The organism is Clostridium pasteurianum BC1 (assembly GCF_000389635.1).
GTDB lineage: Bacteria > Bacillota > Clostridia > Clostridiales > Clostridiaceae > Clostridium_I > Clostridium_I pasteurianum_A.
The window spans coordinates 1,163,284-1,189,767 of record NC_021182.1 but is presented as its reverse complement, the minus strand read 5'-3'; the positions used below and the strand labels follow the sequence as shown (position 1 = coordinate 1,189,767).

At 30.6% G+C, this 26,484-nt stretch carries 25 protein-coding genes; 2 read left to right on the top strand and 23 right to left on the bottom strand.

The genetic code is table 11. The features are described from left to right. Window positions 1-127: 127 nt before the first annotated feature. The 12 genes from CLOPA_RS05505 to CLOPA_RS05450 all read right to left on the bottom strand — a co-directional run bounded on the left by CLOPA_RS05505 (window position 128) and on the right by CLOPA_RS05450 (window position 12,835). Window positions 128-493 carry a VOC family protein gene (locus CLOPA_RS05505; RefSeq protein ID WP_015614476.1) on the bottom strand — a complete coding sequence of 122 codons (366 nt, stop codon included), beginning with the start codon at window positions 491-493 and terminating at the stop codon, window positions 128-130. Window positions 494-699: 206 nt separating this feature from the next. After that, window positions 700-1,443, bottom strand: a complete 744-nt coding sequence (locus tag CLOPA_RS05500) for a hypothetical protein (RefSeq protein WP_015614475.1) — start codon at window positions 1,441-1,443, stop codon at window positions 700-702. 436 nt (window positions 1,444-1,879) lie between these two features. Continuing rightward, entirely contained in the window at window positions 1,880-2,800 is a 921-nt protein-coding gene (locus CLOPA_RS05495) for an aldo/keto reductase (protein ID WP_015614474.1), read from the bottom strand. A gap of 288 nt (window positions 2,801-3,088) precedes the next feature. Next, a complete protein-coding gene (locus CLOPA_RS05490) occupies window positions 3,089-3,901 on the bottom strand; it encodes an alpha/beta fold hydrolase (protein WP_015614473.1) in 813 nt (270 codons plus the stop codon). Window positions 3,902-3,996: 95 nt separating this feature from the next. Further along, entirely contained in the window at window positions 3,997-4,920 is a 924-nt protein-coding gene (locus tag CLOPA_RS05485; RefSeq protein ID WP_015614472.1) for a DMT family transporter, read from the bottom strand. Then, window positions 4,917-5,774 carry an AraC family ligand binding domain-containing protein gene (locus CLOPA_RS05480; protein ID WP_015614471.1) on the bottom strand — a complete coding sequence of 286 codons (858 nt, stop codon included), beginning with the start codon at window positions 5,772-5,774 and terminating at the stop codon, window positions 4,917-4,919. Before CLOPA_RS05480 ends, CLOPA_RS05485 begins: the two co-directional genes overlap by 4 nt. A gap of 426 nt (window positions 5,775-6,200) precedes the next feature. Beyond that, on the bottom strand, window positions 6,201-7,286 hold the full coding sequence (locus CLOPA_RS05475; RefSeq protein ID WP_015614470.1) for an Ldh family oxidoreductase: 1,086 nt from the start codon (window positions 7,284-7,286) through the stop codon (window positions 6,201-6,203). Between the two features lie 15 nt (window positions 7,287-7,301). Then, window positions 7,302-8,603: a lactate racemase domain-containing protein gene (locus tag CLOPA_RS05470; protein ID WP_242834273.1), complete on the bottom strand. Its 1,302-nt coding sequence runs from the start codon at window positions 8,601-8,603 to the stop codon at window positions 7,302-7,304. Window positions 8,604-8,804: 201 nt separating this feature from the next. Further along, window positions 8,805-9,815 (bottom strand): ABC transporter substrate-binding protein, encoded by a 1,011-nt coding sequence (locus CLOPA_RS05465; protein WP_015614468.1) that lies wholly within the window; start codon window positions 9,813-9,815, stop codon window positions 8,805-8,807. A 144-nt stretch (window positions 9,816-9,959) separates the two neighbouring features. After that, the gene (locus CLOPA_RS05460; RefSeq protein ID WP_015614467.1) at window positions 9,960-11,159 is read right to left on the bottom strand and encodes a threonine synthase; all 1,200 of its coding nucleotides are present in this window, start codon (window positions 11,157-11,159) and stop codon (window positions 9,960-9,962) included. Between the two features lie 84 nt (window positions 11,160-11,243). Then, window positions 11,244-12,029: an ABC transporter ATP-binding protein gene (locus CLOPA_RS05455; RefSeq protein ID WP_015614466.1), complete on the bottom strand. Its 786-nt coding sequence runs from the start codon at window positions 12,027-12,029 to the stop codon at window positions 11,244-11,246. An 11-nt stretch (window positions 12,030-12,040) separates the two neighbouring features. Further along, on the bottom strand, window positions 12,041-12,835 hold the full coding sequence (locus CLOPA_RS05450) for an ABC transporter permease (protein ID WP_015614465.1): 795 nt from the start codon (window positions 12,833-12,835) through the stop codon (window positions 12,041-12,043). A 380-nt stretch (window positions 12,836-13,215) separates the two neighbouring features. On the opposite strand from CLOPA_RS05450, the gene CLOPA_RS05445 reads away from it, so the two are divergent. Continuing rightward, window positions 13,216-14,088: a LysR family transcriptional regulator gene (locus tag CLOPA_RS05445; protein WP_015614464.1), complete on the top strand. Its 873-nt coding sequence runs from the start codon at window positions 13,216-13,218 to the stop codon at window positions 14,086-14,088. A 71-nt stretch (window positions 14,089-14,159) separates the two neighbouring features. Here the strand turns inward: CLOPA_RS05445 and CLOPA_RS05440 are convergent, their stop codons facing one another. The 8 genes from CLOPA_RS05440 to CLOPA_RS05405 form a co-directional block, all read right to left on the bottom strand. Continuing rightward, window positions 14,160-14,513, bottom strand: coding sequence for a PTS lactose/cellobiose transporter subunit IIA (locus tag CLOPA_RS05440; protein ID WP_015614463.1), 354 nt, complete (start codon window positions 14,511-14,513; stop codon window positions 14,160-14,162). A gap of 46 nt (window positions 14,514-14,559) precedes the next feature. Next, window positions 14,560-15,870 carry a PTS sugar transporter subunit IIC gene (locus tag CLOPA_RS05435; protein ID WP_015614462.1) on the bottom strand — a complete coding sequence of 437 codons (1,311 nt, stop codon included), beginning with the start codon at window positions 15,868-15,870 and terminating at the stop codon, window positions 14,560-14,562. Window positions 15,871-15,926: 56 nt separating this feature from the next. Further along, entirely contained in the window at window positions 15,927-16,244 is a 318-nt protein-coding gene (locus CLOPA_RS05430; RefSeq protein WP_015614461.1) for a PTS sugar transporter subunit IIB, read from the bottom strand. Beyond that, window positions 16,241-16,510: a hypothetical protein gene (locus CLOPA_RS05425; protein ID WP_015614460.1), complete on the bottom strand. Its 270-nt coding sequence runs from the start codon at window positions 16,508-16,510 to the stop codon at window positions 16,241-16,243. Before CLOPA_RS05425 ends, CLOPA_RS05430 begins: the two co-directional genes overlap by 4 nt. A gap of 172 nt (window positions 16,511-16,682) precedes the next feature. Then, window positions 16,683-17,771, bottom strand: a complete 1,089-nt coding sequence (locus CLOPA_RS05420; RefSeq protein ID WP_015614459.1) for an amidase domain-containing protein — start codon at window positions 17,769-17,771, stop codon at window positions 16,683-16,685. Window positions 17,772-17,894: 123 nt separating this feature from the next. Then, the gene (locus tag CLOPA_RS05415; RefSeq protein WP_015614458.1) at window positions 17,895-18,818 is read right to left on the bottom strand and encodes a M15 family metallopeptidase; all 924 of its coding nucleotides are present in this window, start codon (window positions 18,816-18,818) and stop codon (window positions 17,895-17,897) included. Between the two features lie 96 nt (window positions 18,819-18,914). Beyond that, entirely contained in the window at window positions 18,915-19,466 is a 552-nt protein-coding gene (locus CLOPA_RS05410) for a cysteine hydrolase family protein (RefSeq protein ID WP_015614457.1), read from the bottom strand. A gap of 99 nt (window positions 19,467-19,565) precedes the next feature. Continuing rightward, complete coding sequence (locus CLOPA_RS05405) at window positions 19,566-20,084, bottom strand: GNAT family N-acetyltransferase (RefSeq protein ID WP_015614456.1); 519 nt, start codon at window positions 20,082-20,084, stop codon at window positions 19,566-19,568. A 507-nt stretch (window positions 20,085-20,591) separates the two neighbouring features. Here CLOPA_RS05405 and CLOPA_RS05400 point away from each other — a divergent pair. Continuing rightward, window positions 20,592-21,776, top strand: coding sequence for an MFS transporter (locus tag CLOPA_RS05400; RefSeq protein WP_015614455.1), 1,185 nt, complete (start codon window positions 20,592-20,594; stop codon window positions 21,774-21,776). Window positions 21,777-22,025: 249 nt separating this feature from the next. Here CLOPA_RS05400 and CLOPA_RS05395 read toward each other — a convergent pair whose 3' ends face one another. From CLOPA_RS05395 to CLOPA_RS05385, 3 genes are all read right to left on the bottom strand, one after another. Further along, complete coding sequence (locus tag CLOPA_RS05395; RefSeq protein WP_015614454.1) at window positions 22,026-22,952, bottom strand: DUF2935 domain-containing protein; 927 nt, start codon at window positions 22,950-22,952, stop codon at window positions 22,026-22,028. A gap of 157 nt (window positions 22,953-23,109) precedes the next feature. Next, the gene (locus CLOPA_RS05390) at window positions 23,110-24,678 is read right to left on the bottom strand and encodes an FAD-dependent oxidoreductase (protein WP_015614453.1); all 1,569 of its coding nucleotides are present in this window, start codon (window positions 24,676-24,678) and stop codon (window positions 23,110-23,112) included. A 335-nt stretch (window positions 24,679-25,013) separates the two neighbouring features. Beyond that, the gene (locus CLOPA_RS05385) at window positions 25,014-26,261 is read right to left on the bottom strand and encodes an MFS transporter (protein WP_242834272.1); all 1,248 of its coding nucleotides are present in this window, start codon (window positions 26,259-26,261) and stop codon (window positions 25,014-25,016) included. Window positions 26,262-26,484 lie beyond the last annotated feature (223 nt).

Genomic DNA, 26,484 nt, shown 5'->3' with positions numbered 1-26,484 from the left:
TTCTTCTTGATTTTATTATAATGTAAACGTTTGTATTTGTCAATTGTTTCTATTAAAATTTTTAAAATAAACTATTTTTTAATCTACCATTTAAACAGTCAATACAAAGATTGAGAAAAAATTATAATTAATTTGTCACTTTTGAATATACTTCAATATCATTTCCTTCACTGTCTTTAAATTCTAAAACCAAATTATCATTAATTTGAGTTAGTGGAAAAACTATTTCAGCTTCTAATTCTTCTATTTTTTTAATTAGCATATCCATATCATTTACCTGAAAGCTGGGCAGACAGTTATCCCCCCAAGTTACTTTTTCTTCTGCTTTTTCATTATTAAATAAGCAAAATCTAAAATTCTCCAGCTGAAATATACTGAAAACTTCATCCTTTATATAAATTTGCTTGTCCAAAATCTTTTCATAAAAATCTATTGCCCTTTTCATATCTTTTACACAGATATATAGTGAATTTAATCTCATTTCCAAATTCATTTCTTTATTTTCCTTTCCATAACTTAAAGATAGAACATATATTTTGAAGCATACAAAGAAGCAATTAACAGTTTCTAGTAAATATTCTGTTAAGGTGTTATGATGCAAAATAAGATGGTATACTGACTAGTTATTTTACACTGTCTTAAATCAACTTATAACTTTTTTAACAATAAAATATGCTTCATAGTAAAAATAGTATTTTGCTAGTCCAAAACAATAGAAAGTCTATTAATATCCTCAGTTTTAGGATCCTTAACAATTAAATGTGTTGAACGCCATATTTCTCCACAACCAATTACAAACACTCTATTAAAGAACTTCTTTAATTTTAAAAAATCTAAAGACCTTTCTATCTCTTCTAACTTCCAGCCCGACAATGGTACTCCAAAGCACCCATTATTTCTATCACATTCCCACAATAAATACATAACAAGTTTATCATTTATAAAATCCTCTATTTTATCCAAACGTTCATCTGATATTATCTCAAACGCAGTTGATGGTTTCCGATTTAAAGTAGGCAATATAGTATTAATTCTAAATATAGCTTTAATACTATTATCTATTTTATCTTCCCTATATAATTGTTCATATGCTAATTTCGCTTCTTCCAGTAATGTGCTTGCCCATATGCCAACTATTTTTTTATTAAATATAAAAGTCCTGATGTTTTTGAAAATACTTGGAAACAATCTAATTGTTGGTATATTTACAAACTCTGTAAAATTCATTTCCTCTTGGAAATATAAAGTTATTGGCATATTTTCAATACCATTGTGATATACTATGCCAGTTAAAACCTGCAGCAAATTATTTGTCATAAGTATTTCTCTGCAATCTGATTTTTCAATGTATTTAAAGAATGATGCTCTCTGAAAATTATATGATGTTCTAGAATCATTATAATGTTCCATTTTCAGCTCTTCCAACTGGACACCTTTTAACATAAATCTAATGCCCCCTCAGCTTAAAGTATATTATTTATCTTTTATATTGTACTTTATTTTTTAGCTCTGTGATGCTTTAAAAAAAACAGTATCAGTTATAAAAGAATACTTATTTCCATCAATAAAGCACACTAGCCTCTTAACTTATACATTAATATTATAATACAGCTTATTAACTATCAACTAGTAATTACAAATTAATGCAAATATGTCTACATAATGTATTGTAATTATAATCATTAGGAGTTTTATTCAAATTACTTTAATAGAGAGTTTGGTCACGTTAGTGATTTGCTGAATACTGTCTCCCTTAAAGAAAAAAATATCGTAGTATCCAAATATGGATTCCACGATATTTTTATACATATTTAATTTCTATAACATAAAAACAAATTTTTAGGCACGATATAATATTCAATCTGCTAACTGAAATATATTATGGCAATTTATTTCCTGCTGCTCTATATATTTCATACCATTCCGGTCTTGAAAGTTCTACGTTAGATGCTTTAGCAATATCTTTCAAACGTTTAACATTCATTGTACCAACTATTGGCTGCATTTTAGCAGGATGTCTTAGAAGCCATGCAATAGCAATAGCTGTATTTGGAACATCTTTCTTTTCTGCTATTGCATTTATGGTCTTATTTAATTCTGGAAATTTATCATTATCTAAGAATACTCCCTCAAAAAATCCATATTGAAAAGGAGACCATGGTTGGATTGTTATATTATTTAAACGACAATAGTCCAAAATACTTCCATCACGATCATTTGATGAGTCAATTTTCATGTTTACATTGATTCCAGCATCAATCATTCCAGTGTGCATAATACTTAACTGCAGCTGATTAATAATAATTTTCTGATTTAAATACTTATTAAGCAATTCAATTTGATAAGGATTTTGATTACTAACACCAAAATATTTAACTTTGCCGCTGCTATGTAGTATATCAAAAGCTTCAGCAACTTCTTCTGGTTCTACAAGGGCGTCAGGACGGTGTAATAACAAAACATCTAAATAGTCAGTTTTTAATCTCTTTAAACTGCCATCAACTGCATTTAATATATGTTCTTTTGAAAAATCAAAAAATCCTGATCTAATACCACACTTTGACTGGATTATAAATTTTTCTCTTACACTAGGCTTCATATCAACTGCTTCTGCAAATAGCTCTTCACATTTACCATTACTATATTTATCAGCATGATCAAAGAAGTTAATCCCCTCTTCTAAAGCAGTATTAATAAGATTAGATGCTTCACTGACACTAAGTTCAGTAAGTCTCATACATCCTAGAGAGATTTCAGAAGCATTAGTAATTTTCCCATTCCCAATATTAATTTTCTTCATTAAAGGCACCTCTTTTTGATGATATTATATTTTATTTGGATAGATTTATCCTTTGTAAACATTTTACACTAAAGGAATTGTAAATGTCTACATTAATTTATTTTATTAATTTTATCTTAACAATTAATCTGTTTTATTCACTGAAATTAATAATATAAAAACTATCAATTGATTATATTTTCACGCTTAACACACTAATAGCGTAAAATTCATTTCTGAGTTTTACGCCATTTAAATAAATTTATTAACTTTCAATACTTTTATTTGAAAATATCACCTTACAAAACTCTATTCTTCAATAAACTTCATTAATTCCTTATTAAATTCATCTTTCTGATCATAAAATGACCCATGACCACTGAATTTAAAAGGTAGAAGCTTTGAATTCCTAATACTTTGATTTTGTACTTCTCCTAATTGAAAGGGAACAACTTTATCATGAATTCCATGAATAATTAATGTTGGAACATTTATGGCTGCTAAATCAGAAAATAGCACTTCACGTATCCATGTATTTGCCACTGCAGCAGTTGCCCACCCAGCTGCCTGCAAGCCTAGATTTAAAAACCATGTGGCAAAGGGCTCAGTTATATGTTGAAAGAAAAATATATTACCAAAATCACTGAGCATTTGAGGACGGTCAGCATAGGTTCCATTAATAATATCTATTACAGTTTGCTCATCTAAACCATAAGGGAAATTGGGACGTTTAATAAGACTAGGTGCAGCTGCAGCAAAAAGAGCAAGCTTTGATACACCTTCTCCTTTAAATCTACCCATATACCTAATTGCTATGGCCCCTCCTGTTGAGTGCCCTGCCAAGGTAAAATTTTTCAATTTTAATGCCTTAACCACATGCCAAACATCCTCAGACAATCTATTGTAATCATATCCTGTAAAAGGTTTATCTGATTCACCAAAGCCTCTTTGATCTATACCAATACATCTGTAGCCTCTTTTAGGAAGCTCATCAAATTGGTACTCAAATAAATTATGGCTTCCAGGCCAACCATGTAAAAACACAATAGTCTTATCACCTTCTGGGTTAAGATCTTCTACATAGACTTTCACTTTTGGTTCTACTCTAACATAGTATCCCACCAAAATACCTCCCATATTTAAATAACTATATTGACATGTTATTCATATGGGTAAGAATTTATGAATGATTAAGCTAATTCTTAAATAGCATATTATTAATTTTTCAAAGAACACCATTTTCGTATTACTATTTTTAAATTTATTTTACTTTCAGAAATAAATAGTCCTGCTAAAGTAAGAGATGTGCCAACTAAGGCAATCCATGTGATTTTTTCATGTAGAACAACAGCTGCTGTCATAATAGTTATCACTGGAACCATATAAATATATATACTGGTTTTAACTGCTCCCAAAATTTTCACAGCCAGATTCCATGTTACAAAACAAAGAGCAGAAGCACCTAATCCAAGATATAAAATATTTAATAAATTAGGTATATAAACGAAAGATTTTAAATTCAATTTAAAATCAAAAATAAATAATGCAGGTATCATAAACAGAAGTCCATAAAAAAATATTCTACGAGTTGTTTGAACTGTATTATATTGAAAACTGCTTATCTTTTTTGTCACAACAGAATATACAGCCCATATAATAGCTGCAAAAATGGCTAATATATCTCCTAATGGATTTAATTTTAAAATCATATTACCATTAAAACTAATCATAAAAATACCAATAATAGCAAAAGCAAAGCCTATAAAAAATTGAGATCTTAATTTTTCACCATCTAAAAATAAATGTGCAAAAATAGCAGTAAAAAATGGTGCAATAGAAATGATAACACCAACATTTGATGCTAATGTATAAGTAAGAGCAATATTCTCTAAAAGAAAATATAAAGTCACTCCACATAACCCTGCCAAAACAAAATACAGCTCCTGTTTTTTCTTTATGATTTTAAGTCTATGGGGATAAATAATTAACAGCATAATAAATCCCATTGTAAAACGGAAAAACAATATCTCAATAGGAGAAAAATCCTTTAACAGAATTTTAGTTGATATAAAGGTAGTTCCCCAAATCACAATAGTAATTAGTGCTGATAAATGTCCATTAGTTATTTTATTTCCAGTCAACTTTTTCCCCCCTTAAACCCATGATACTGCTGCTTATCATCCTCAATAAATATATTCATATATTGTTTTGGCGTCAATCCAATAAATTTCTTAAAAAAATTTGAAAAATGACTTTGATCATTAAAACCAGTTTGTAGCGCAACATCAATAGGTGCTGTACATTTTTCCAATAATTTTTTTGCTTTACTAATACGAATAGTTTCTAAATAACTATATGGTGAAATTCCCTTTTGCCTTGTAAAAGAACGTAATAAATAATATTTGCTTAATCCTGTCAAATCACTTAAATTATTCAGAGTAATATTCTCTTTGTAATTTTTTTCTAAAAATTCACAGACTGCTTTTATCTCTGCACTAGGTTCTATTATTGCTACAGTTGCAGCTGGTTCGGTATATTCTTTAATTAACTGCTCTATCAAAAAAAAGAATATTTCTTCCTTTTTAAAATCCTTTTCTTCTTGCATTATCATAAGATGCAGTTCACTTAAAGATGAAACTAGTTCATTATGAAAAACAACTTGCTGAGTAAAATAAGGAAGATATTTTTTACCTTTTATTTCATAAGATACTTTACTCATAATTTCTGGCTTAATATTGATGCATCGATAATCCAAAGTTCTACCATCAATCTGTTCACAGGTATGATTATCACCAGGATTAAACAGAAGCAAATCTCCCGGTTTTATTGTATATTCTTTATTTTTACATGATAAATGCCGTTGTCCGCTTTCAATAAAACCAATTACATAATATTCGTGAAAATGATTAGGAAATTTTTGCATAATTCCTTTAAAATTATAGGCTTCAATGTTTAGTTCTGTATCAAAACGTACAGTTCGAATTTCTTTTTTCATTTATGCTCCTCCCCTCTATCTGTTTCTAAGGATACCATAAATAGATTTATTAGTTCTTGTATGATATTGCCTAAATTAATTTTCCAGTTGAAGCAGTTACCATGATTATATAATTAAAAATCTTTCATATTACTTATATTTTGCAGATTAATTTATACCTTCATATATTTTTTATAATTCGATTTTCAAATGTACTATTGGTTTATGCGAAATATTAGTTAGAATGAATATATACAACTTCACATTTGTAACAAATGTAAAAAGGTACTTACTTCTCAGTAAATACCTCTTATAACTTCTGCAAATTCATATATCCTTTTAAATAGGAAATAGCTTCACCTGATAACTCTACTATTCCTAATAATACAATACCAACTTGCATTTTCTCACAAAACTTACTTACAGCAGTTATGGATTGAATAAAAACTATTGAACAATATAATCATCTATTTTCAGATTAAAATATTTACATATTTCATCTATTTCCTTTAAAGTATTATCATTTATAGGAATACCATTTTTGATCTTATCATTATATGCCTCAAATTCCTTTTCTCCATGGATGTATACTCTATACTTTCCATTTGCCTTTTTAGATTCTCTAATTTCATTTAAGTACTCCGAAAAGTTTTTTTCAATTATTTTTTTGTCCCCAAACATTCCATAATCAATTGCAATGAATGAATGGCATGTACCAGAAACTCCATTCATATGAACATAGTTTGCCGTTAACCCACCAGATAAGATTGCTGTGAATAATTCAACTGTAAGTGCAAATCCATAGCCTTTATGTCCACCTGAAATTTCTTCTGATCCACCTAATGGAACTATTCCTCCACCCTCTTTATTAGCTATATCATATAAAACTTCTTTTGCATCTGATGTATCATCCCCCTCTGAATTAATTGCCCATCCTGCAGGAAGTTCCTCATTTCTCTTGTTATAAACTTCTATTTTCCCTCTAGTAACAACACTTGTTGACATATCCATCAAAAAAGGATATGGACTAGCCGGCATGGATATTGCAATAGGATTACTTCCCATCATAGCTTCTTTGCCGAATGTAGGTACTGTAATTGCTGGAGAATTAGTCATTGAAATCCCAAGCAATCCCTGCTCCTGGGCCATTCTTGCATAGTACCCTGCTATACCATAATGATTAGAATTATTAACTAGAACTATTCCCATTCCTGTATTTTTTGCTTTTTCTATGGCTATATTCATGGCTTTTTTGCCAACCACCTGTCCTATACTTTCTCCTGCATCTATAACAGCTGATATTGGTGTTTCCTTAACTATTTTTATTCTTGAGTTTACTTTCACCAATCCGCTTTTTATCTCTTTATAATATTTTGCCAGCCTCTGAATTCCGTGAGATTCAATTCCAAACAGATCTGATAATAGCAAAACATCAGTTATATTTTCACTGTCATTTTTATTGAATCCGAATTTTTCAAAAACTGCATTACATAATTTTTTTAAGCCTTCATATTTGTATGTTTTATAACTCATAACATCCTCCAAGAACTATAATTTTCCCCAAGAAAACTTAGGTTCACCTTCATAGAATTTCAAATCTTCAGAATTTGTTAAAATGTCTAAATTTGAATTTGATTTAACCTCTTCTATAAGAGGTTCACTAACTATAATATTTTCTAATTCCATAGTATTTTTTATCCACACAATCTTATATTCTCTATTTTTAACCCCATTGCAGATTTTAACAGCAATCTTTATTGCATCTTCTGAAGTTGATGCAACCATAGGTATTTTAGCTGGTTCCATATATGTACTAGTGAAACAATTTGTGTACATATCTATAAAATTTATTTTATCAAATAATTTTCTGGTAATAATATCTGATACACCTACCCCGTTGGCATTTCCATGAGATTCTTTAGTGATATCAAAAATTACACATTTTTTAAATTCTGGGCCACCACTGACACATCCAGTAAAATATAATCCAGTTACATTTGGATCTTGACCATTACCACTTATATTCTTACCTATTTCATCTATTATGAGTACATCAAACTTCGGTATAAGTATTTTACCCATAAGCTCTCGACTCTCTTTAAGTAGAGTCTCTTCTTTTTTTAGATCCAATATTTCATCTTTAGTTATAATTTCTATTTTATAAATTTCGTCATAAGCATTCTCCACTATAGCTACAGCAAATAATACTTTAGTCTTCTTAGCTATCATGCAGCCTATTTGAGGTATTAATTCTGGAAATCGTTCAAAGCCTTTACTGTGAATTGAATCTGCCCCCTTTTGCTTTCCAAGACCAATGCAAAGCATCTTGCAAACTCCACTTTCCACCTTTCCTCTAAAACCTGTGTGCGGCTTTATCCTCGGAATTATTACTATACCATCAGCATTTAGTGCGCTTTTTGCTACGTAAACAGGTAAATCAGATTCATATTCTCCTATAATTTCTGTATCCATAGACAAATCTATATTAACTCCCATGTTCTCTTCTGTAATTCCATAAGAACCTAAAATTTCTTTTTGTCCCTTCTCTGTTGCTCCACCATGACTTCCCATCGCTGGAACTATGAAGGGCCTCGCTCCAGCTTCCTTTAAAGAATCTATAACTGTTTTTGTTATTATATCTATATTGGCTATTCCACGACTTCCAACACCCACTGCAATTCTCTTATTCTTTAAATTATGTAACTGGGAATGAACTTTTTCTTTCACTTCATTTTTGATATCCACAATTCTATCTTTCTTGAAATTTTGTCTTACCTTTAAAAACTTAGGCAATTGTATTTGATTGAATTTACTTAAATTTAAAGATTCCGTAATATCACCTTCTCTCAATAGTTCCCACATGTTTTAAGTTTAGGCATCGTAAATAAATAACTAGTCAGTATGCTATATCCTACTGCGTCAACAAAAGCTTCAGATAGTTCACTATATCAGAACCTATTTTCCTGTAGGATAAAATTTAATATTACGTATAATAATTATAGATAGATTAAATCCTTAGTTCAGATTTACATAAACTAAGGACATTTTCTACTATTTTATTCCTGCATCTGTTGCATAAGTTTTATCTAGAAGATCCTTGACATCTACATCTTTTCTTACAGTATTATTTTCTCTTAAAGTTTTAATAGTTGATGTAAGTGAATTTACAACTTGATCTGTTAATCTTATATCAAAATCTTCTTTAGCTAAACCCTTTGCTGCAACTTCTTTATTTAACTTAAGTTCTTTTGAAATAATATCGGCTGTTTTATCTGGATTTGCCTTGACCCATTTTTCTGTTTTATCATAAACCTTCAAAATTCTCTTTACTATATCAGGATTATTTTTTGCGAAGGAATTACTTGCCAAAATCAAGTTTACTTCATATTTAAGACCAGTTCCATCACCAATTGAGTAAGCTGTATTTTCAGCTTCAGTAGAAGAAGCATAAGGCTCCCAAACAATTCCTGCATCAATATTTTTTGATGCAAAAGAAGTCTTTATATCAGTAGGTTGTAAGTTAACCAATTGTATGTCGCTTTGTTTAAGACCAGCTGACTCCAAATATCTGGCGAGCAGCATATGTGCAGAAGATCCCACTGTTACAGCAACTTTTTTGCCTTTTAAATCCTTAGCTGATTTTATATTTGATCCAGTTGCAGCAAGTATAGTGTTCAATTTATATCCCGATGCATAAACTCCTATACCCTTAATATCAGTATTATTTGCTCTTGCCTGAATAGCAGGCTGATCACCAACTTGACCAAAATCCAGTCTTCCACCAGCAAAAGCTTCCATCATTGGCGGTCCAGATACAAAGCTTTGAAAATTAATTTTTATATTATCCTTTTTAAATTCCTCATCAAACCATCCTTGGTTTTTTGCAACAATTAAAAGTGTATGATTTATTCCTGGTTGATAACCTATATTTATTTCTTTCGGTTTTGTTGATGCAGTATTGTTTCCTGCTGATGAATTTGTAGAGCTATTAGTTTGTCCACAAGCTGTAGACACCAATATACTTATTAATAATATGGAGATTAGAACAGTTATTTTTTTCAATTATAATTCACTCCCTTTTTTCTTATTAAGCTAAATAATATATAATTTAAATTAAATACTTAATCGTCTATAAATCACTTTTATTATGAATATAAATTAAATTTTAGTCAGTATATTTGTAATTTTTAATAAAACTTGGCTTATTTATATATCTGCATCTATTTCAAGTACTGGCAGTTTTTCATCTACTAAATTTGAATACTTTAATCCACTTCCAGTATTTAAAAGTACAATTTTATCAGTTGACTTTAAAAAACCATTTTTGATAAGTTTGTCCACTGCTGCAACTAATGTTGCTCCTTCCGGGCATATAAATAGTCCCTCTGTCTTGGCTAAAAGATTAAGTGATTCTATAATTTCAGAATCTTTTACTTCAATTGCTGTACCTTTACTTTGTCTCACAGCATCAAGAACTATAAAATCTCCTAATGCTTTAGGAACACGTATACCCCCCGCTATAGTATTTGCGCCATTGCAAAATTCAGAAGCTTCTGAATCTTCATTAAAGGCCTTTACTATTGGATTACATCCCTCAGACTGTACTGCTATAAGTTTTGGAATTTTATCTTTAATCCATCCTAGCTCCTTCAATTCTTTGAATGCCTTCCATATTCCAATTATTCCTACGCCTCCGCCAGTTGGATAAAGTATAGCATCTGGAAATTCCCAATTAAAATATTCGGCAATCTCAAGTCCCATAGTCTTTTTGCCTTCAATTCTATAAGGCTCTTTAAGTGTAGCTGCGTCAAACCAACCATGCTTTTTTACACCCTTAGCTATTATCTTACCTGCATCGGATATTAAACCTTTAACAAGATAAGTTTTTGATCCATATATGAAAGCCTCTTTTTTAGCTAAATCTGGTGCATCTTCAGGCATAGCAACCACAAGTTCAATTCCTGCTTTAGAAGAATAAGCAGACCAAGCACCACCTGCATTTCCTGCTGTAGGCATTGCTATTGTCTTTATACCAAGTTCCTTGGCCTTTGACACTCCAACTGCTGCGCCCCTTGCTTTAAAAGTTCCTGTAGGATTTAATCCTTCATCTTTAATGTATAAATTTTCTGCTCCTATTTTATCGCCTAAAGCTTCAAGTCTGAATATAGGTGTATCTCCTTCTCCAAGTGAAACTATGTTTTTTTCATCTTCAATAGGTAAAAGCTCCTTAAATCTAAATAGGCCTTTGCTTCTAGATTTAAATACATCCTTGTCCACATTCTCTTTTAACTTATGTAAATCATATCTTACAAGTAATGGTCCGCCACACTCACATAAATTATGTTTTTCATCCTTTGAATACTCTTTTCCACATTTTGAACACTGTAAATGACTAAAATAACTCATATAAAATTACTCCCTCTCCACTATGTTTTTGATATTTTAAGCATATAAAAATAAATATACTGCCTGTTATTTATTTAAATGCGCCTATATATTATATGAAAATGGATTTTCTACTTTTGTAAAAAATTCATCATATATTTCACCTTTTATGTAAGTAAAATCATATCCACTTCTATCACGCGGCCTTGATAATTCCACAGGAACTATTTTTTTAATTCTACCTGGTCTGCTGGATAGTACTACAACTCTATTTCCAAGGTATACAGCCTCATCTATATCATGAGTTACAAGAATCATAGTAGTTTTTTCTTTTTCCCATATTTTTAGAATTTCCTGCTGCATATTAATTCGAGTCATAGCATCTAAAGCTCCAAAGGGTTCATCCAATAATAAAATCTTAGGTTTATTGATAAGGGCTCTTGCAATGCTAATTCTCTGCTTCATTCCTCCTGATAACTGATCAGGATAAGCCTTTGCAAAATTGCTTAATCCTACTAATTCAAGTTGTTCATGGACTAGTTCCTTCTTCTCTGAATTTGATACTTTTTTACTGAGGCCAAAAGCTATATTTTTTTCAACCGTAAGCCATGGAAAAAGCCTGGATTCTTGAAAAATCATTCCTCTATCAACCGCAGGTCCCTGAATGGGATTTTCATAAGATAATATGCCTCCTGAATAATCTGTATCAAGACCTACTATCATTCTAAGTAAAGTGCTTTTACCACATCCACTTGAGCCTACAATACTTAAAAATTCTCCATCCTTAACAGATAAATCTATATCCTTCAATACAGTAAGTTCTCCATTATCTATTTTAAAAGTTTTATTTAAATTCTTTATTTCAATAGCTTTTTTACTTTTATCATCCATGGTTTTACCCCCTAATTTTCATTATTTATGTCCCATTTAATAACCAAGATTTGTAATTTCTTTATTAAATAATCAATTAAGAAACCAATTATACCTATTGAAAAAACTCCTACTAACATAACATCTGGCTGAGATAATTCCCTGGCATAGGAAATTTGATATCCTATACCTGAAGTTGCAGCAATAATTTCTGCCGTAATAACACTCATCCATGCACTTCCGATTCCAATACGCAGTCCTGTAAAAATAGATGGTAATGCCGATGGGAAAACAATTTTTATTAATGTGTCCAGCTTACTTTTTTCCAATATTTTTGAAACTTCTAGAAATTTTTTATCTGCTCCTTTTATACCGTAAATGGTATTTATAAGTATTGGCCAAAAGCTTCCTATAATTATTATTGTTATCTTTGATGCTTCATCTATTCCCATCCAAAGTATAAGTACAGGTACCCAGGCTACAATAGGTATTGGCCTTAAAAACCCTATAATTAAATCTAAAGCTTTTTCGATACCTTTGAATAATCCAATTAATATCCCAAAAATTATTCCGAGAATGGCGCCTATGGCATATCCTTTTAAAACTCTTAATATACTTATATACAAATTTTTAAATAAATCTCCACTTTTTATCATGTCAACTAAAGCTTCATAGATTACATAAGGTGAGGGAAGCACAGATGATCTAATAAATCCTTTGTCACTTAATACTTGCCATAATATTAATAATATTATGGGCACAATCAACGCTATGAGAATATTTTTAATTATCCTATATATCCTATGTAAAATAACTTTAAAATTCATACCTATACTCCTTTCAAATCTTGATAATAGCATAAATTTAGATTCTAAGTGTTAATCACTTTTTATCATTAAAGCAAAATATATTTAACCTACCGGAAAACTTGTTTATTGGGTAAAAAAATAATTCCTACTAATTGAATATGTATACTTTGATTAACTAAAATATTACACCATGTCTTTAATATTTGTCAATACTATATATAAAATAAATTCATTAATACATACTAATCTTATCTTTTTAGTAAAATTATAAAATATCACTTTTATAAATCTTTAACTTTGTGTATGATTATAGCAAATAGAAGCTTACATAACAAATATAAATAAAATATTGGATTTATATGAAATTAATATAAATCCAATATCAGAGGTGATTATTGATGGATATTAGACAGCTTAAGTATTTTTTAACTATAGTAGAAGAAGGCAGTATAACTAAAGCTGCAGAGCGATTACATATAGCTCAACCACCCTTAAGCCAGCAGCTGAAATTACTTGAGGATGAACTTGATATAAAACTTATAGATAGAAATACACGAAAAATTCAAATAACAGATGCAGGTAGGATACTTCAACATCGTTCTAAACAAATTTTAGAATTAACTCAAAACACTGAAAAGGAACTAAAAAACTTGAAACATGGCTTTAAAGGAATACTATCTCTGGGTACAGTTCCATCTTCAAGTACTACCATTTTATTAAAAAGATTAAATGAATTTCATAATAAGTATCCTCATATAAATTTTAAGATAAGAGAAAGCAACACTGATGAAATATTAAAATCACTTTCTATAGGCACAATAGAAGTAGGCGTTATTTTGACGCCCTTTAATTCTGAAAACTTTGAATCACTGCTGCTTTCCAGTGAACCTATGATAGCGGTCTTTAAACCTGATGCATATTTTATCAATAATAAAAAGAATCCTATAAGTTTAAATGATTTAATAAACAAACCTTTGATAATAGATCATAAATTCAAAGACATGCTAATTTCTTCCTGTCACCAAGCTGGATTTGAACCAACAATACTTTGTGAAAATGAAGATGCAAGATCAGTTCTTCTATGGGCTCACACAGAAATCGGCATAGGTATATTACCTAAATCCGCTGCTAACCTGATCCCAGGATTAGACTTAAAATACATTGAAATAGACGAATTATCTTTAAGAACTAGACCTGCAGTTGTATGGGTTAAAAACAGATATTTATCTGATGTAGCTAGAAACTTTATAGAATCATTTAAAACAGAATAGAAGTATACAACAATTTATTTTATAAAGATCAAAAAAGAGAGCCTCTTTTTACTTTGAGACCCTCTTCTCTATTATTTTTTCATTAATATTTCTATCTTTTTCTCTAGTTCATTTACTTTTCTATATAAGGCTATTTCTCTTTTAATTAAATTTTTCTCTGCTAAAGCTGTCATAAGCTGATCCTGTGCGTGTATTACTAAGAAATTAGGTGTTTCATTATCCATCTGACCTTGAATTAATTTATTTTGATAATCATGTCCTTGGTAGAATTCCTCATCTGCATCATCAAGACATTTTTCTGCAAGCTGAAAGTCTCCATTTTCTGCAGCATCCAATGCATCATAGGCCTTCCCCCTTGCATTTCCTCCATGAAGTACAAGATTAAAAACAATTTGTTCCAAATCAAATTTATTCTCTTCACTCACTGCTAAGACCTCCCTTTATTATTAATATATTTTATTAAACCTGTTCTCAATTTTCAATTTCAAGTTCTGCTTTCTTCTCATTTATTACAAGCTGTTTTTCAAACAATTTGAAGAAAGGAAAATAAATCAACGCAGATAGAATTAAATTTACAAGCTGAAGTGCTGCCCCCTGCCAATATCCACCAGTAGCAATAATTCCACCGAAAAATACCGGAACTGTAAATGGCGGCTGCATTACTATTTTAGGAACAATTCCGCTATAAAATGCAATATAATTTACGGTTACTGCCACAACAGGTGAAAGTATAAATGGTATGAACATTATAGGGTTAAGTACAAGAGGTGCTCCAAACATTATTGGCTCATTTATATTGAATATTGCTGGTATAAGTTCTATTTTTCCAATACTCTTAAGTTGTTTTGATGCTGAAAATAAAAACATTATTACCAGTGGCCATGTTAAACCTGAACCACCTATATGGGTAAACATATGGAAGAAAGGTTCAGTAATAATTCCATGCATTGGCGTTCCAGCACTTCGTGCAGCAGTATTTGCTGCTAATTGGGCTGTCCAGAATGGATAGGCAACAGATGATACAACATTCATTCCATGAATACCCAGTGACCATAATAGCATCATTAAAACAATTTCTATAAGTGCAGCAGGATAACTATTGGAAACTGCAACTAAAGGTTTGAATACTTCTAACACCAATTGCGGCAATGTTATGTGCAGATTTGCCCATACTATCCATTCCAAAGCCCAGGAGAAAGTAATCATTATAAAAAATGGTACCAGTGCACTAAAAGTTCTCACTACATAGGGTGGAACACCAGCTGGCATTTTTATTACCAAACCCTTTTTAGTAAATAATTTTACTATAAAAGTTGTTAAAATACCCCATATTATTGCAATAAATAAGCCTTGACCGCCAAGATAATTTAAAATATCTCCAAATTGAACCTTTGTAATATCTGAAGCTGGAAAACAAACAATAAAAAAGCATATCAATGATAGCATTCCACAAAGTGCTTCATCCATGTCCCATCTTGATGCTAGACTGTAAGCCGTACCAAAAGCAACAGCTACTGCCATAATACCAAAACTTAAATTAAAACCTATCATAATATTGCTTTGAATTGGAGTAATTGCATTATTCCATGCATTTATCACGCCCCACCCCAGTGCTGTTGGTGGATTGGCGATAATTAAAAATATTGAACCACTTATTATAAGTGGGAGGGCAAAAATACAAAAGGCATCACGTATTGATTGTAAATAAATATTTTGTGCTAATTTCCCAAGAACAGGCATTAAATTATCTTCCATCCATTTCATGAATTTACTATTTTCCATAAAATTCAGTCCTCCTTAAATATTTTATTTTAAGATAAGGGTAGTCCTCATCTTAATTACAATTTACCATTATCTTTTGCAAGGTTGATTATCTGGTCAAGAACCTTTCCACCATTCATCAAGGCAAAAGCCTGCATATCTACTATTTCTACAGGTATATTAAATTTACTTGCAGCTGCCTCAACTTCTTTTTTTAAATGTCTTACCTGTGGTTCAAGTAATGCTACAGAATAGTTTGCTGCCTTTTTCTTAAATTCTCCTGTGCCACCAGCATCCACTTCTATATCTAAATTTCTCTTTTTTGCTTCATCTGTAACAGCCTTTGCAAGTGAACTTGATGTTGCTCCCCAACTACATAAAATTATTGCTTTCATTTTAAATTCCTCCCTTTATAATTTTTCATTTTCTTCATGGATATATTTAAATTATTTTGATATTGAATAAGCATTTTTTTAAACCACTTTTGCATCCAAAATAAAAAAACTAAAAAAACAAATGCAAATATGGACAGTTCAAATGCTGAACCAGTTTTACCTGCTGATATAAGACTTTTTATTTGAATAATCCACGGCAAACTAATTAAAATAAAGAAAAATGCAATAGGTCCCTTAGCATTATATAGAAAATTTTTATTTTTCATATTGCACCCCCTAAATTATTTGAAGAGCCTCATTTCCCCATTAGTTTATTTATATGAAAAAATTTTTCCTATAATTCATTATGTCTTGCAATAAAATTCAAAACAACCACAAAAGGCTTCTCCTTTAATAATAGAGAAACCTTTTTACAGATTTAAACATATAAATTATATTTTAGTGATTAACATGTATTAGCCAAAATCTTATTTTCTTATCGCTCCATCCTAAATCCCATGGAACATTATTTCTATCTGCGTTATGACAGGTTACAAGAGAATATCCTTTTGAATCAACACCAGTTACTACGGATATATGAGTTATATCTCCCTTTTTTTCATAGGCTACAAAATCACCCGGCAGCAGTTTATAGGAAGCTTTATACACTTTTTCATAACTTCCATGGGCAATTACTGAAGCTCTGCCGCTGCCAACCCAGTAATTTTTAAATTTATCTGCATTTAGCCAAGGACCTGTAGCACCTCTACCATCGTAATTCCAAGCACCATTTTTCTTAAATTTTGCACCTTCAAAGAGAATTTGCGAAGCAAAGTTGGCACAATTTCCACCTTGTGAATTATAGTCTCTGTATTTTTTATTATATTTAAAACCATATTTTTCTTCACTGGCTGCACCACAATATTTTTCAGCATATTCCATGGCGCCTTTTCTTCTTTCTTCCATATTAGATAAATCTCTAGCTGGCTGGGAAAGTATATACTGTTTTATATCATCCGCTTTTATATTATCTAAATTTAAGGAGTCACCAAAGGGATCTTTATACCATTCTTTTGTAATTATCCATTGTCCATCCCTGTTTTCAAGATTTAAAACGTGATAAGTTCCTATTCGTGATGTATTGGTAATATCCGATTCATTTACATAGGAATATTTATACTCAGTGGAACATATAAGATTGGCAGAATACCTACCATCACTTCCCCTGACTTTTCTAATAATAACCTTAGGTTTTATCTCTTTAAATTTAATCCCTTGCTTTTCTGCCCAATTATGAATATATTTTGACTTTTTGACTTCGTACTCATAAGCCCAGGTCCCATATTTGGTTTTTATATCATATATAGACTTAATGTATTCTAAATCATTATCTATTATTGCTTTGTTTCTCTTTTGAAAAATTTCCTCTATAGCTTTGGAAACTTGTTCTTTTTCATCAATATCAATTTCCATTACTGCACTGGCAGTATTAAATGGAAAGAATACTAAGCAAGCTATTAAAATAAAAAGCTTTGACACACGCTTCATAAGTAAACCCCTTCTCTCAATTTATCCTTTAAATTATTCAACTGAAAAGTTTCCCTATTTATAGTGTTCTTAGTATTCCCAATAAATTATAAATATTATCTGTGAATTTAATCCAAATTACTTTTATTTTAAAGCATTTTCAATTTTTTCTATAAAATTTTTAACATTTTCTTGTTCTACAGGAACTCCATTATACCAAAGTTTATCAGATTCCTGGTTTTTACCAAAATATCTGGCCTTTAATATTATTTCAGGTCTGTATTCAAAATGAAGTATATCAAAATGTCCCCATTTTCCGCCCCAAACAAAATTATTCTTTTCGAATACTTCTACAACTTCTTTTGAGTAGGATAAAAGTCTTTTTTCACCCTGCTCTCTACTAGCCCATTTCCAATAATCTCTCCTGTCACTGGCTAAATCTATGGCCGTACCGAAGGCATGAGGACTTAATCTGCCTGTTCCTGCAATTATTCTGTAATTATAAGTACCACTGCAATGAGCCAAAAAGGCAGCAATTTTTTTATTTTCATTAGTCATTCCCCTAAGTTCTTTAAAGGAATTATTCAAGGCTTCTGATGCTTTGTTGTTTTTATTGAATTGAAAAGAGCCATAGCCTGTATGCACCATTGTAAGATTTTTTTCTATCTGCTGTCTTGAAGCTCCATAAACTGTTTCAGTAAGTCCATATACTCTAGAACGTCCTGGATCAAAATTTTTATCCATAAGTTTTGTAACAGGTTCTAAGGGATAAATTTGTTCCAACATATCCTGTAAATCTGGATTATTTAATTTTTCTTCAAAACTTTTTGTTTTTTTATCATCATAAAGAATTTTTTTCGCTGATTTCACTACTAAATACACATTATTATTACTATCTCTGGTAATGTTATCCACATATTCAGGATAGGCCATCATTAGTATCAAGAGATCCTGTTTCATGGTTAAATCATAATTAGGCTCCTCTGAATTCTTACTTAGAGCCTTAGTATTACAGTTAATACTGAAAATAATTAAAGCTGTCATCAGAAATGTAATTATCTTTCTCATAGAATTCACCCTTCAAATATATATTTAAAAATGTTTTATATATATTTTGGGCATTACTTCTAATAGTATGTGAACCAAATTCTAACATAAAGATCTTTATAACAATTCTTTTGAATAATTACTGATTTCCTGTATAATTCTATCTATATTTTCAACCTTTGCAAATCTGTTTTTAAAAATTCTAAAATTATGATATTGGTATACTTCCTTTGCAGATAGATCTCCATTGTCAAAGGTTGTATTGGTATCCTCTGGCATTATTAATTTATATCCTTTTTCAAAGGCTACTCTGCAAGTTGTGTCAATGCAATACTCCGTTTGCATACCTACCAATAACAATTCTTTTATATTTTTACTATTAAGGTATTCTTCTAAATATGTATTTTTAAATGAGCTGTTATAAGTTTTTCGTATGATTTTTTCTCCTTGTTTAGGAGATATAGATTTATGTATATCCCACCCTTTAGAAAAAGGCTCTAGATTGTCCTCTTTTTCACCATCATGCTGTACATAAATAACCTCTATTTTATTGGATCTACATACATCTAACAATTTTTTTATATTCATTAGAATTCTATCTATATTAAAAGGCTTATCATCAACTAATGCGTTTTGGACATCCACAATTAATAAAGCTATATCCTTCATTCTAAAAGTCCCCCTATTTTTAATTTAATTAACTTGGTATATAAAACTTTGGTTGGTAATTTTATCAATGATTATATCTTTTCTAATTATTTCATATTTTTATCTTAAAGTAACCCAATATCTTTGTGTAATTTCTCCATCTCCATAAACTTCGTTTTCAAGGATGCCACCATTCTTTACAATAGTTTTAGCAGATGCAATATTATTTTTATCACAAGTTATTAATACTTTTTCAAAATCAAGTTGTTTTGCTATTTTTAGTGCTGATGAAAGCATTTTAGATGCATAGCCTTTTTTACGTTCTGAAGGTCTTATCCCGTAACCTATATGTCCTCCAGTTTTCAAAAGATATTCATTTAACTGGTGCCTAAAATGCAAAGCTCCATATATTTTTTCTTTTTCGTCTACTAAAAAGTAAAGTGTAGCAGGCACAAAACCTTTTTCGCAGGCTTTGTCAGTTTTATCACTCTTCCAATTATCAATCAACTGAAGATATTCCAATTTATTTCTTCTGGAAGCATAAGGGACTATTTGTTCTTCTAAATTTTCCCATTCAGATATGTAGTCAATATATGATTTTTCTAACTTTACTGTAGGTTCTATAAGCTTAAAGTTCATATGAATCCATCCCCTTTCATTTAGATCTCTACAACATAGTTTTTCTAAGCTATTGGACAATTTATTCTATGACTAGGATTGTAATGCGACATTATCTAAAGATACAATAGCATTGAAAAACCATGAAATAATTAATATAAACTATAGTAGTAATAATTAACTATTACCATTATAATTTATTGTTTTATTCTTGTATATAAATAAAATCTCTCATTCTTCGTTCACAAAACTGTTTATTTAAATATCTAAAATCTAAATAGCATATTGACAACAAAAGATTTATGATATAACATTCAATTAAATATATATGAATTGAAGGTGTATTAAATGATAATGGTTATCGATTTGAGCAAGAAACAAGCTTACGGAATTAGCCTATCCAAAAATAAACATTATGTAAACTTGTTAGATAACCTGTCATTGGCACTTTTATGCTATTACTAAATGTAGTATAAAAATTAGTCTCCATTACTTGATAGGTTATCAAAATATGGAGGTTATTATATCATGCAAATCACACACAAAAATTTTAATTTAATTATCTACTTATTTGGAGTTTTTATATCTGGTATTGGAACAAGGCTTACCACTATCGCCTTATCTGATAAACTTATAAAACTTACTGGAAATGATTTAAGCATAAGCTTAGTTTTTATACTTCAAAGTATTCCAATTTTGGCTTTAGGTATGTTAGCTGGAAATGTAATAGATAAAAATAACAAAAAAACTTCCTTTATAATAATTAATCTTATATCTTCTTTTACTTCTCTAATTTTTGCTTTATCAAATAACATAATAATAATTTTTTCTGTTATACTTTTAAATGGTATTATTCAAGCATTCTATATACCAGTAGTTACTTCCTTAATGCCCTTATTAGTTGACGAAAAAGATTTAATTAAGGCAAATTCCATTAAAATGTCCATCAATGGAATTATAATGATAGCTGGTTACGCTTTCGCCAGCATTTTACTCAGTGCTGCCGGAAGTACTACAGCCTTTATGCTGGATAGCTGCTCTTTTATTTTTATCGCAATAGTATCAATTTTCCTAAAAAGCAGGCAAAGTAATACTTCTTCATATAATCATCTTGCTGCAAGTTATAAAAGAGACATGCTTCTGGGCTGGAACTTTATAAAAAACAATAAAATTATAAAGCATATGTTTATACTTGATATGATAATTAATTTTATTATATCCATGCAGGAACCCCTTACCTATATTTTTGTAGAAAAATATCTAGGTGGAAGAATCTTTATGGCAAAGAGAACTGCATTGCTGTTTACTTTTGCAGGAATAGGAACAATAGTTGGAGGTATAATTCTCAGACAGTTTAGGAGTAAAAATAAATTAGTACTATTTTCCTTTTCACTGATTTTTGATAGCATATTAGTTATAATTTTTTCACTAAACAGATATTTTCCAGTTTCATTATTAATATTTGCAGGCATGGGTATAGTTGGATCCTTTACAGGTAGTATACTACAAACAGTTATCCAGCAGTATACTCCTGATAATTTATTAGGACGGGTCTCAGGTTTTATTAATTCTATAGTTCAGCCTTTATGTGTGCTGTCTATTCTCATAGGTGGAATTTTTTCTAATTTAATTGAGGTAAAGTGGATTTTTATCATTGGCTCATTATTAGAACTATTAACAGGATTTTATTTTATTAGAAAATATAGAGATTAATTATTCTTTCTAAAGAATCCTATAGAAGATATATTAATATTTATGAGGATTATTTGCCTAATCCAATATAAAAACACTATGAAACTCATATGAGTGATTTTCATAGTGCTTTTATTATTTCATCAAAAATGTGTTTTCTTATTTAAGGTGGCTCCAATTAATTGCTTCCCTAATTTAAAATAATTGTTTAATTCTATATAGAAAGATAACCAAGAAGAATTTAAGGTGTGAAAAGATAAGTATAAAGTATTATGCACTCTTTTCAAATATCTTTAATAAACGTAAATAATGATTTGCTTCACGTAAAGTATGGTCACCTAATAATGGTATTATTATTGACTTGATTTTACACTCTACCAATCCCTGTGTACCTTGTGCTTTAAATTTACTTATTTCTGTAGTGGCCTTAAGACTGTCATCTGTAACCTTTGAAATTGGTATTGTCTTATCCATAGCTGCTTTTGCTTCTTTTGTCAATTTATCAAACTCGTTTCCAAAGTTATTTGCAGTATTTATGAGCTGCTCCTCAGTTGGATCAAGAAGACCACGAATAAATTTTGAGTGCTCAGCCATAATTCTATTCCAGAATGTTTCTTGCTCGTAAGCTTCTTGTTCCAAATTAATTTCTTCACGATTCTGCAATCTTTGAACTATAGAAAAATAAAACTTTGCTTCTCTCATAATATGGTCTATAAGTAGAGGATAATTATTTGTAAATATCCTGCAGGATATAACATCTGATAATATCCTAGCCTTAAACTGTATTAAAGATCTAACTAAATCCTGAGATCTTTCATTAAGTATATATACTCTTCGTTCAAGAGCAGGATTATCTCCTGTTAAACTATTACCCCTTAATCCTTCCTCTGCTTGTGTCAAACCAGTGGCAATATTTATTCCTGTAAAATATGCTGAAGCCATTTCAGCTTTTAATGTAAAAGGAGTTATTACTTCACCAGACTGTAACACGCTAGTACTAACAACACCATTAGAAAGTGATATAACATCTGCTAAAAATCTATCAAACGCTCTTCTAAAGTCATCTGCTTCATCAATAAACCTTGAATTCTTTTGCGTAAAGCCTGCTTCTAAAAAAAATGAGTGTTCTTTCATAATTCGTCCGAAAAAAAGATGCAATTCAAGAGATTGTCGTATAAAATTAATACTTGATAACATAATTTACCTCTCTTAATATAATAATTATTGACTATTATCTAATATACTAATTAAACTCGACAAATATTACTATATATTATCTGTAATATATAGTAATACATAATTCATTTTTTACAATCACATCTTCAATAATTCCTTTATATTTGTAACTTTATATTTAAAGTATATTTGCATCTTTTTTATTTGGCCATTCTCCTCTATGCTTCAAAGTATTAAATGCTGGCCCTTCCACATTACTACCATCATAGCTAAATCTGGAACCATGACAAGGACAATCCCAAGTTTTTTCTGCTTCATTCCATACTAGTTCACAGCCTAAATGGGTACAGGTTATATCAACCATGTGCAAATCGCCCTGCTCATCACGATAGGATCCAACCCTCTCACCATCAACAGTAATTATTTTAGCTTCACCAATATTAATTTCTACATCTTTAGGCGCTGGAGCAATTTTACCCTTTATAAGCTCTTCTGCCACATCCGCATTTTCACATACCAATTTGGCACCTGAAGCAGCTATATCAAATCTAGATGGATTATATACAGGTGACCATGGACTTTCTCCCTTTGTAATTAAATCCGTCAATATATTTGCAGCTGCTGTACTATTAGTCATTCCCCACTTCCCAAATCCTGTAGCTACCAATATATTGGTAGTATTAGATGCACAGTAGCCTACATAGGGAACATCATCTACAGTCATACAATCCTGTGTGGACCATCTATATAGTATTTCTTGTAAATCAAAGGACTCTCTAGCAAAATCCCCTAAATTTTTGTAATGTATATTAGTTTTACTCTCGCTGCCTGTCTTATGCTTTCCTCCACCTACCAGAACAATTTCCCCATCTCCATAGTTTTGGGAACGAAGAGAATGCACTGGATCTTCAGCTGTTATGAACATACCCTCTGGAAATTTTTCTTTAATCTTAACTCCAAGTACATAGGATTTTTCTGCATATATCCTTGCAAAATACATGGATCTTCCATCATAACAGGGAAAATGAGAAGCTATAATGACTTTATCAGCAGTTACCCTTTTTCCATCCTCTGTTACCACTGTACATTTTTCTCCATCTTTAATATCCACAACTTTAGTAGTTTCAAAAATCTCACTTCCATCACCTGGTATTTCCTTGGCTATTGAAAGCAAATATTTTAAAGGATGAAATTGAGCCTGATTATCAAATTTAATAGCAGCCTTTATATTAAAGGGTAATGGGATATTTTCTTCATAGGATGCCTTTATTCCAAGACTTGAAGCAGCTTCTACCTCCTTTTCAATTTTTTCTATATACTTTTCAGATTGAGTATATACATAAGCAGGACACCAACAAAAATCACAATCAATATTTTTTTCCTTTACAAGATTTGCAATAAAATGAATAGCTGATTCATTAGCTTCTGCATATTGCCTTGCTTTTTCTTCTCCAAATTTGGATATTATTTTATCATAAATCAAATTGTGTTGAGAGGTTATTTTAGCAGTTGTATGTCCTGTAGTTCCATGGGCAATTCTGTTAGCTTCTAATACAGCTACCTTTAAGCCTTTATTTTTTAAAAGAAATGCTGAAGTTATCCCAACTATTCCTCCACCAACTACGGCAACATCGACCTTTGTATTCTCTTTTAAAGCAGGATACTCTTTTCTCTCCGTAGATGCAATCCAGTATGGTTCATGAATACTAGAAAAAACATCTGAATTATATGATCCTATACCTTCCATTTATATCCTCCACATTTAAAATTTTTCATTATATTGTTTGCTTAAATGTGATAGTTTATACTTCATAATTCCCATCCTATTACATCAAGATTTCTCACTATATATTGTGGACAAAAAAGCTTTACTTTGTTGTGAATATTACTTACCCAATCCAATACAAAAACACTATGAAAATCACTCATATGAATTTCATAGTGTTTTTATCCAATGACTAATCGCTGTAATATTCTTCCTCACTTTGTAAAAGCAACTCACACAAAATCGAAAATTTTGCTTCTCTGCCTTTGTAAAGTTAGATATATTATTGGATATAGTTTAAATATAATTTCTTTTATCTACAGTGAAAGCCTCTGTATTCTTTCCCTATTACTCTTTTTAGTATGAATAATTAATATATAATTTAACATCAGCAAAAATGCCGTAAAAAAGAATACATGAGTAAATCCAAAATTTGACGATATCTGGCTGCCTATTAATGGCCCAATAACAAGTCCGGAAAATTGCGCAGCTTGATTATATCCAAATATTGTTCCCGATATTTCCTTAGCGGAAGTTTTCTTGAGCATAGTAGCTATTGCGGGCATAGCACCAGCTTGAGCAATTCCAAGTGCAAATCTCAAAATCATAAGTTCCCATGGATTTCTTACAAAGGCCATAGGTATAAATACCACAGCTGAAATTATAATAGAAATACTCAACACCTTGAAATAACTGCCTTTATCACCTAGCCTACCAATTTTTGATGCCGATATGAGAATACCAAAACCAGTAGCAGACATTACTATTCCAGAATAAATACTAATGTGAGAGCTTCCTATATGGGCAGCATTCAATAATTGCCTTACATATAGAGATACAATAGGCTCTATTGACTGATTTGAAGTATTTATTATACAGGTAGTTATTAATAATATGATTATGAAAGACCTTGATTCAACTCTATCCCAGATTGATTTTTCCTTATACTTTTTACTATTACTATCCTGCTTCTTTAAGTTAAGTTCCCCTTTATTCTCCACCAGAAAGAGCTTAACTACTAAAAATGACATGAACAGAAATCCTGCTGTTATAAAAAAGACTATTCTTATTCCCACAAGTTCATCCAGATATCCCCCTAAAATAGGTCCTAAAAGAGTACCTGCCATACTTCCTGTAGTAAGGGTTGCCAAAGCCCATCCCGTATGACTTTCTGGTGTCTCCTTTGCTACAAAGGACATAGCTGAAGGAATAAATCCTGATATCAGCCCTTGAAGTACACGAAAAAAAATAAGCATATAGACATTAGCAGCAAAGGCTGTACCAAAGCTTACCAAGGACAATCGAATAGCTGTACACATCATAACCAGCTTTCTTCCCTTTTTATCTGAAAGTTTGCCCCACATTGGAGACATAATTGAAGCAACTAAAAAGGTGATAGCAAAAGCTATTCCTGATAGTTGCTCTACAGATTTTATATTTGTAACACCTAAATTTTCAATATAAAAGGCTAAAAATGGAACAACTAAACTCATTCCTATAGAAGTAGTGAAAGAACCCATCCAACATACCGCTAAATTTTTTTTCCATACTGTCAAAAATATCACTCCCAAGTCTCAAAGTATTTTACCATAATAGATTGTATCATATTTTTGACAACAGTGAGTAATTTTAGCCATGGTATTAATAAAATCTTTATTTTATTTTTATCTTTGCTTCAGCTGACATTCCTGGAATGATACTGTTATTTCGATTAAAAAAATACCACAATATCCAAAATTCAATATTGTGGTATAGTAAAAGACTATAAATTATTATCTATGAAGCTTT

What these genes read in the sequence shown, in the direction of transcription:
- CLOPA_RS05475 (WP_015614470.1), bottom strand. Translation starts at nt 7,286, where the DNA reads ATGAGTTATAAAACATACAAATATGAAGGCTTAAAAAAATTATGTAAT.
- CLOPA_RS05420 (WP_015614459.1), bottom strand. Translation starts at nt 17,771, where the DNA reads ATGAAGCGTGTGTCAAAGCTTTTTATTTTAATAGCTTGCTTAGTATTC.
- CLOPA_RS05415 (WP_015614458.1), bottom strand. Translation starts at nt 18,818, where the DNA reads ATGAGAAAGATAATTACATTTCTGATGACAGCTTTAATTATTTTCAGT.
- CLOPA_RS05460 (WP_015614467.1), bottom strand. Translation starts at nt 11,159, where the DNA reads ATGAGTTATTTTAGTCATTTACAGTGTTCAAAATGTGGAAAAGAGTAT.
- CLOPA_RS05505 (WP_015614476.1), bottom strand. Translation starts at nt 493, where the DNA reads ATGAATTTGGAAATGAGATTAAATTCACTATATATCTGTGTAAAAGAT.
- CLOPA_RS05500 (WP_015614475.1), bottom strand. Translation starts at nt 1,443, where the DNA reads ATGTTAAAAGGTGTCCAGTTGGAAGAGCTGAAAATGGAACATTATAAT.
- CLOPA_RS05430 (WP_015614461.1), bottom strand. Translation starts at nt 16,244, where the DNA reads ATGAAAGCAATAATTTTATGTAGTTGGGGAGCAACATCAAGTTCACTT.
- CLOPA_RS05455 (WP_015614466.1), bottom strand. Translation starts at nt 12,029, where the DNA reads ATGGATGATAAAAGTAAAAAAGCTATTGAAATAAAGAATTTAAATAAA.
- CLOPA_RS05445 (WP_015614464.1), top strand. Translation starts at nt 13,216, where the DNA reads ATGGATATTAGACAGCTTAAGTATTTTTTAACTATAGTAGAAGAAGGC.
- CLOPA_RS05395 (WP_015614454.1), bottom strand. Translation starts at nt 22,952, where the DNA reads ATGTTATCAAGTATTAATTTTATACGACAATCTCTTGAATTGCATCTT.
- CLOPA_RS05450 (WP_015614465.1), bottom strand. Translation starts at nt 12,835, where the DNA reads ATGAATTTTAAAGTTATTTTACATAGGATATATAGGATAATTAAAAAT.
- CLOPA_RS05405 (WP_015614456.1), bottom strand. Translation starts at nt 20,084, where the DNA reads ATGAACTTTAAGCTTATAGAACCTACAGTAAAGTTAGAAAAATCATAT.
- CLOPA_RS05400 (WP_015614455.1), top strand. Translation starts at nt 20,592, where the DNA reads ATGCAAATCACACACAAAAATTTTAATTTAATTATCTACTTATTTGGA.
- CLOPA_RS05435 (WP_015614462.1), bottom strand. Translation starts at nt 15,870, where the DNA reads ATGGAAAATAGTAAATTCATGAAATGGATGGAAGATAATTTAATGCCT.
- CLOPA_RS05390 (WP_015614453.1), bottom strand. Translation starts at nt 24,678, where the DNA reads ATGGAAGGTATAGGATCATATAATTCAGATGTTTTTTCTAGTATTCAT.
- CLOPA_RS05495 (WP_015614474.1), bottom strand. Translation starts at nt 2,800, where the DNA reads ATGAAGAAAATTAATATTGGGAATGGGAAAATTACTAATGCTTCTGAA.
- CLOPA_RS05425 (WP_015614460.1), bottom strand. Translation starts at nt 16,510, where the DNA reads ATGAAAAATAAAAATTTTCTATATAATGCTAAGGGACCTATTGCATTT.
- CLOPA_RS05480 (WP_015614471.1), bottom strand. Translation starts at nt 5,774, where the DNA reads ATGAAAAAAGAAATTCGAACTGTACGTTTTGATACAGAACTAAACATT.
- CLOPA_RS05410 (WP_015614457.1), bottom strand. Translation starts at nt 19,466, where the DNA reads ATGAAGGATATAGCTTTATTAATTGTGGATGTCCAAAACGCATTAGTT.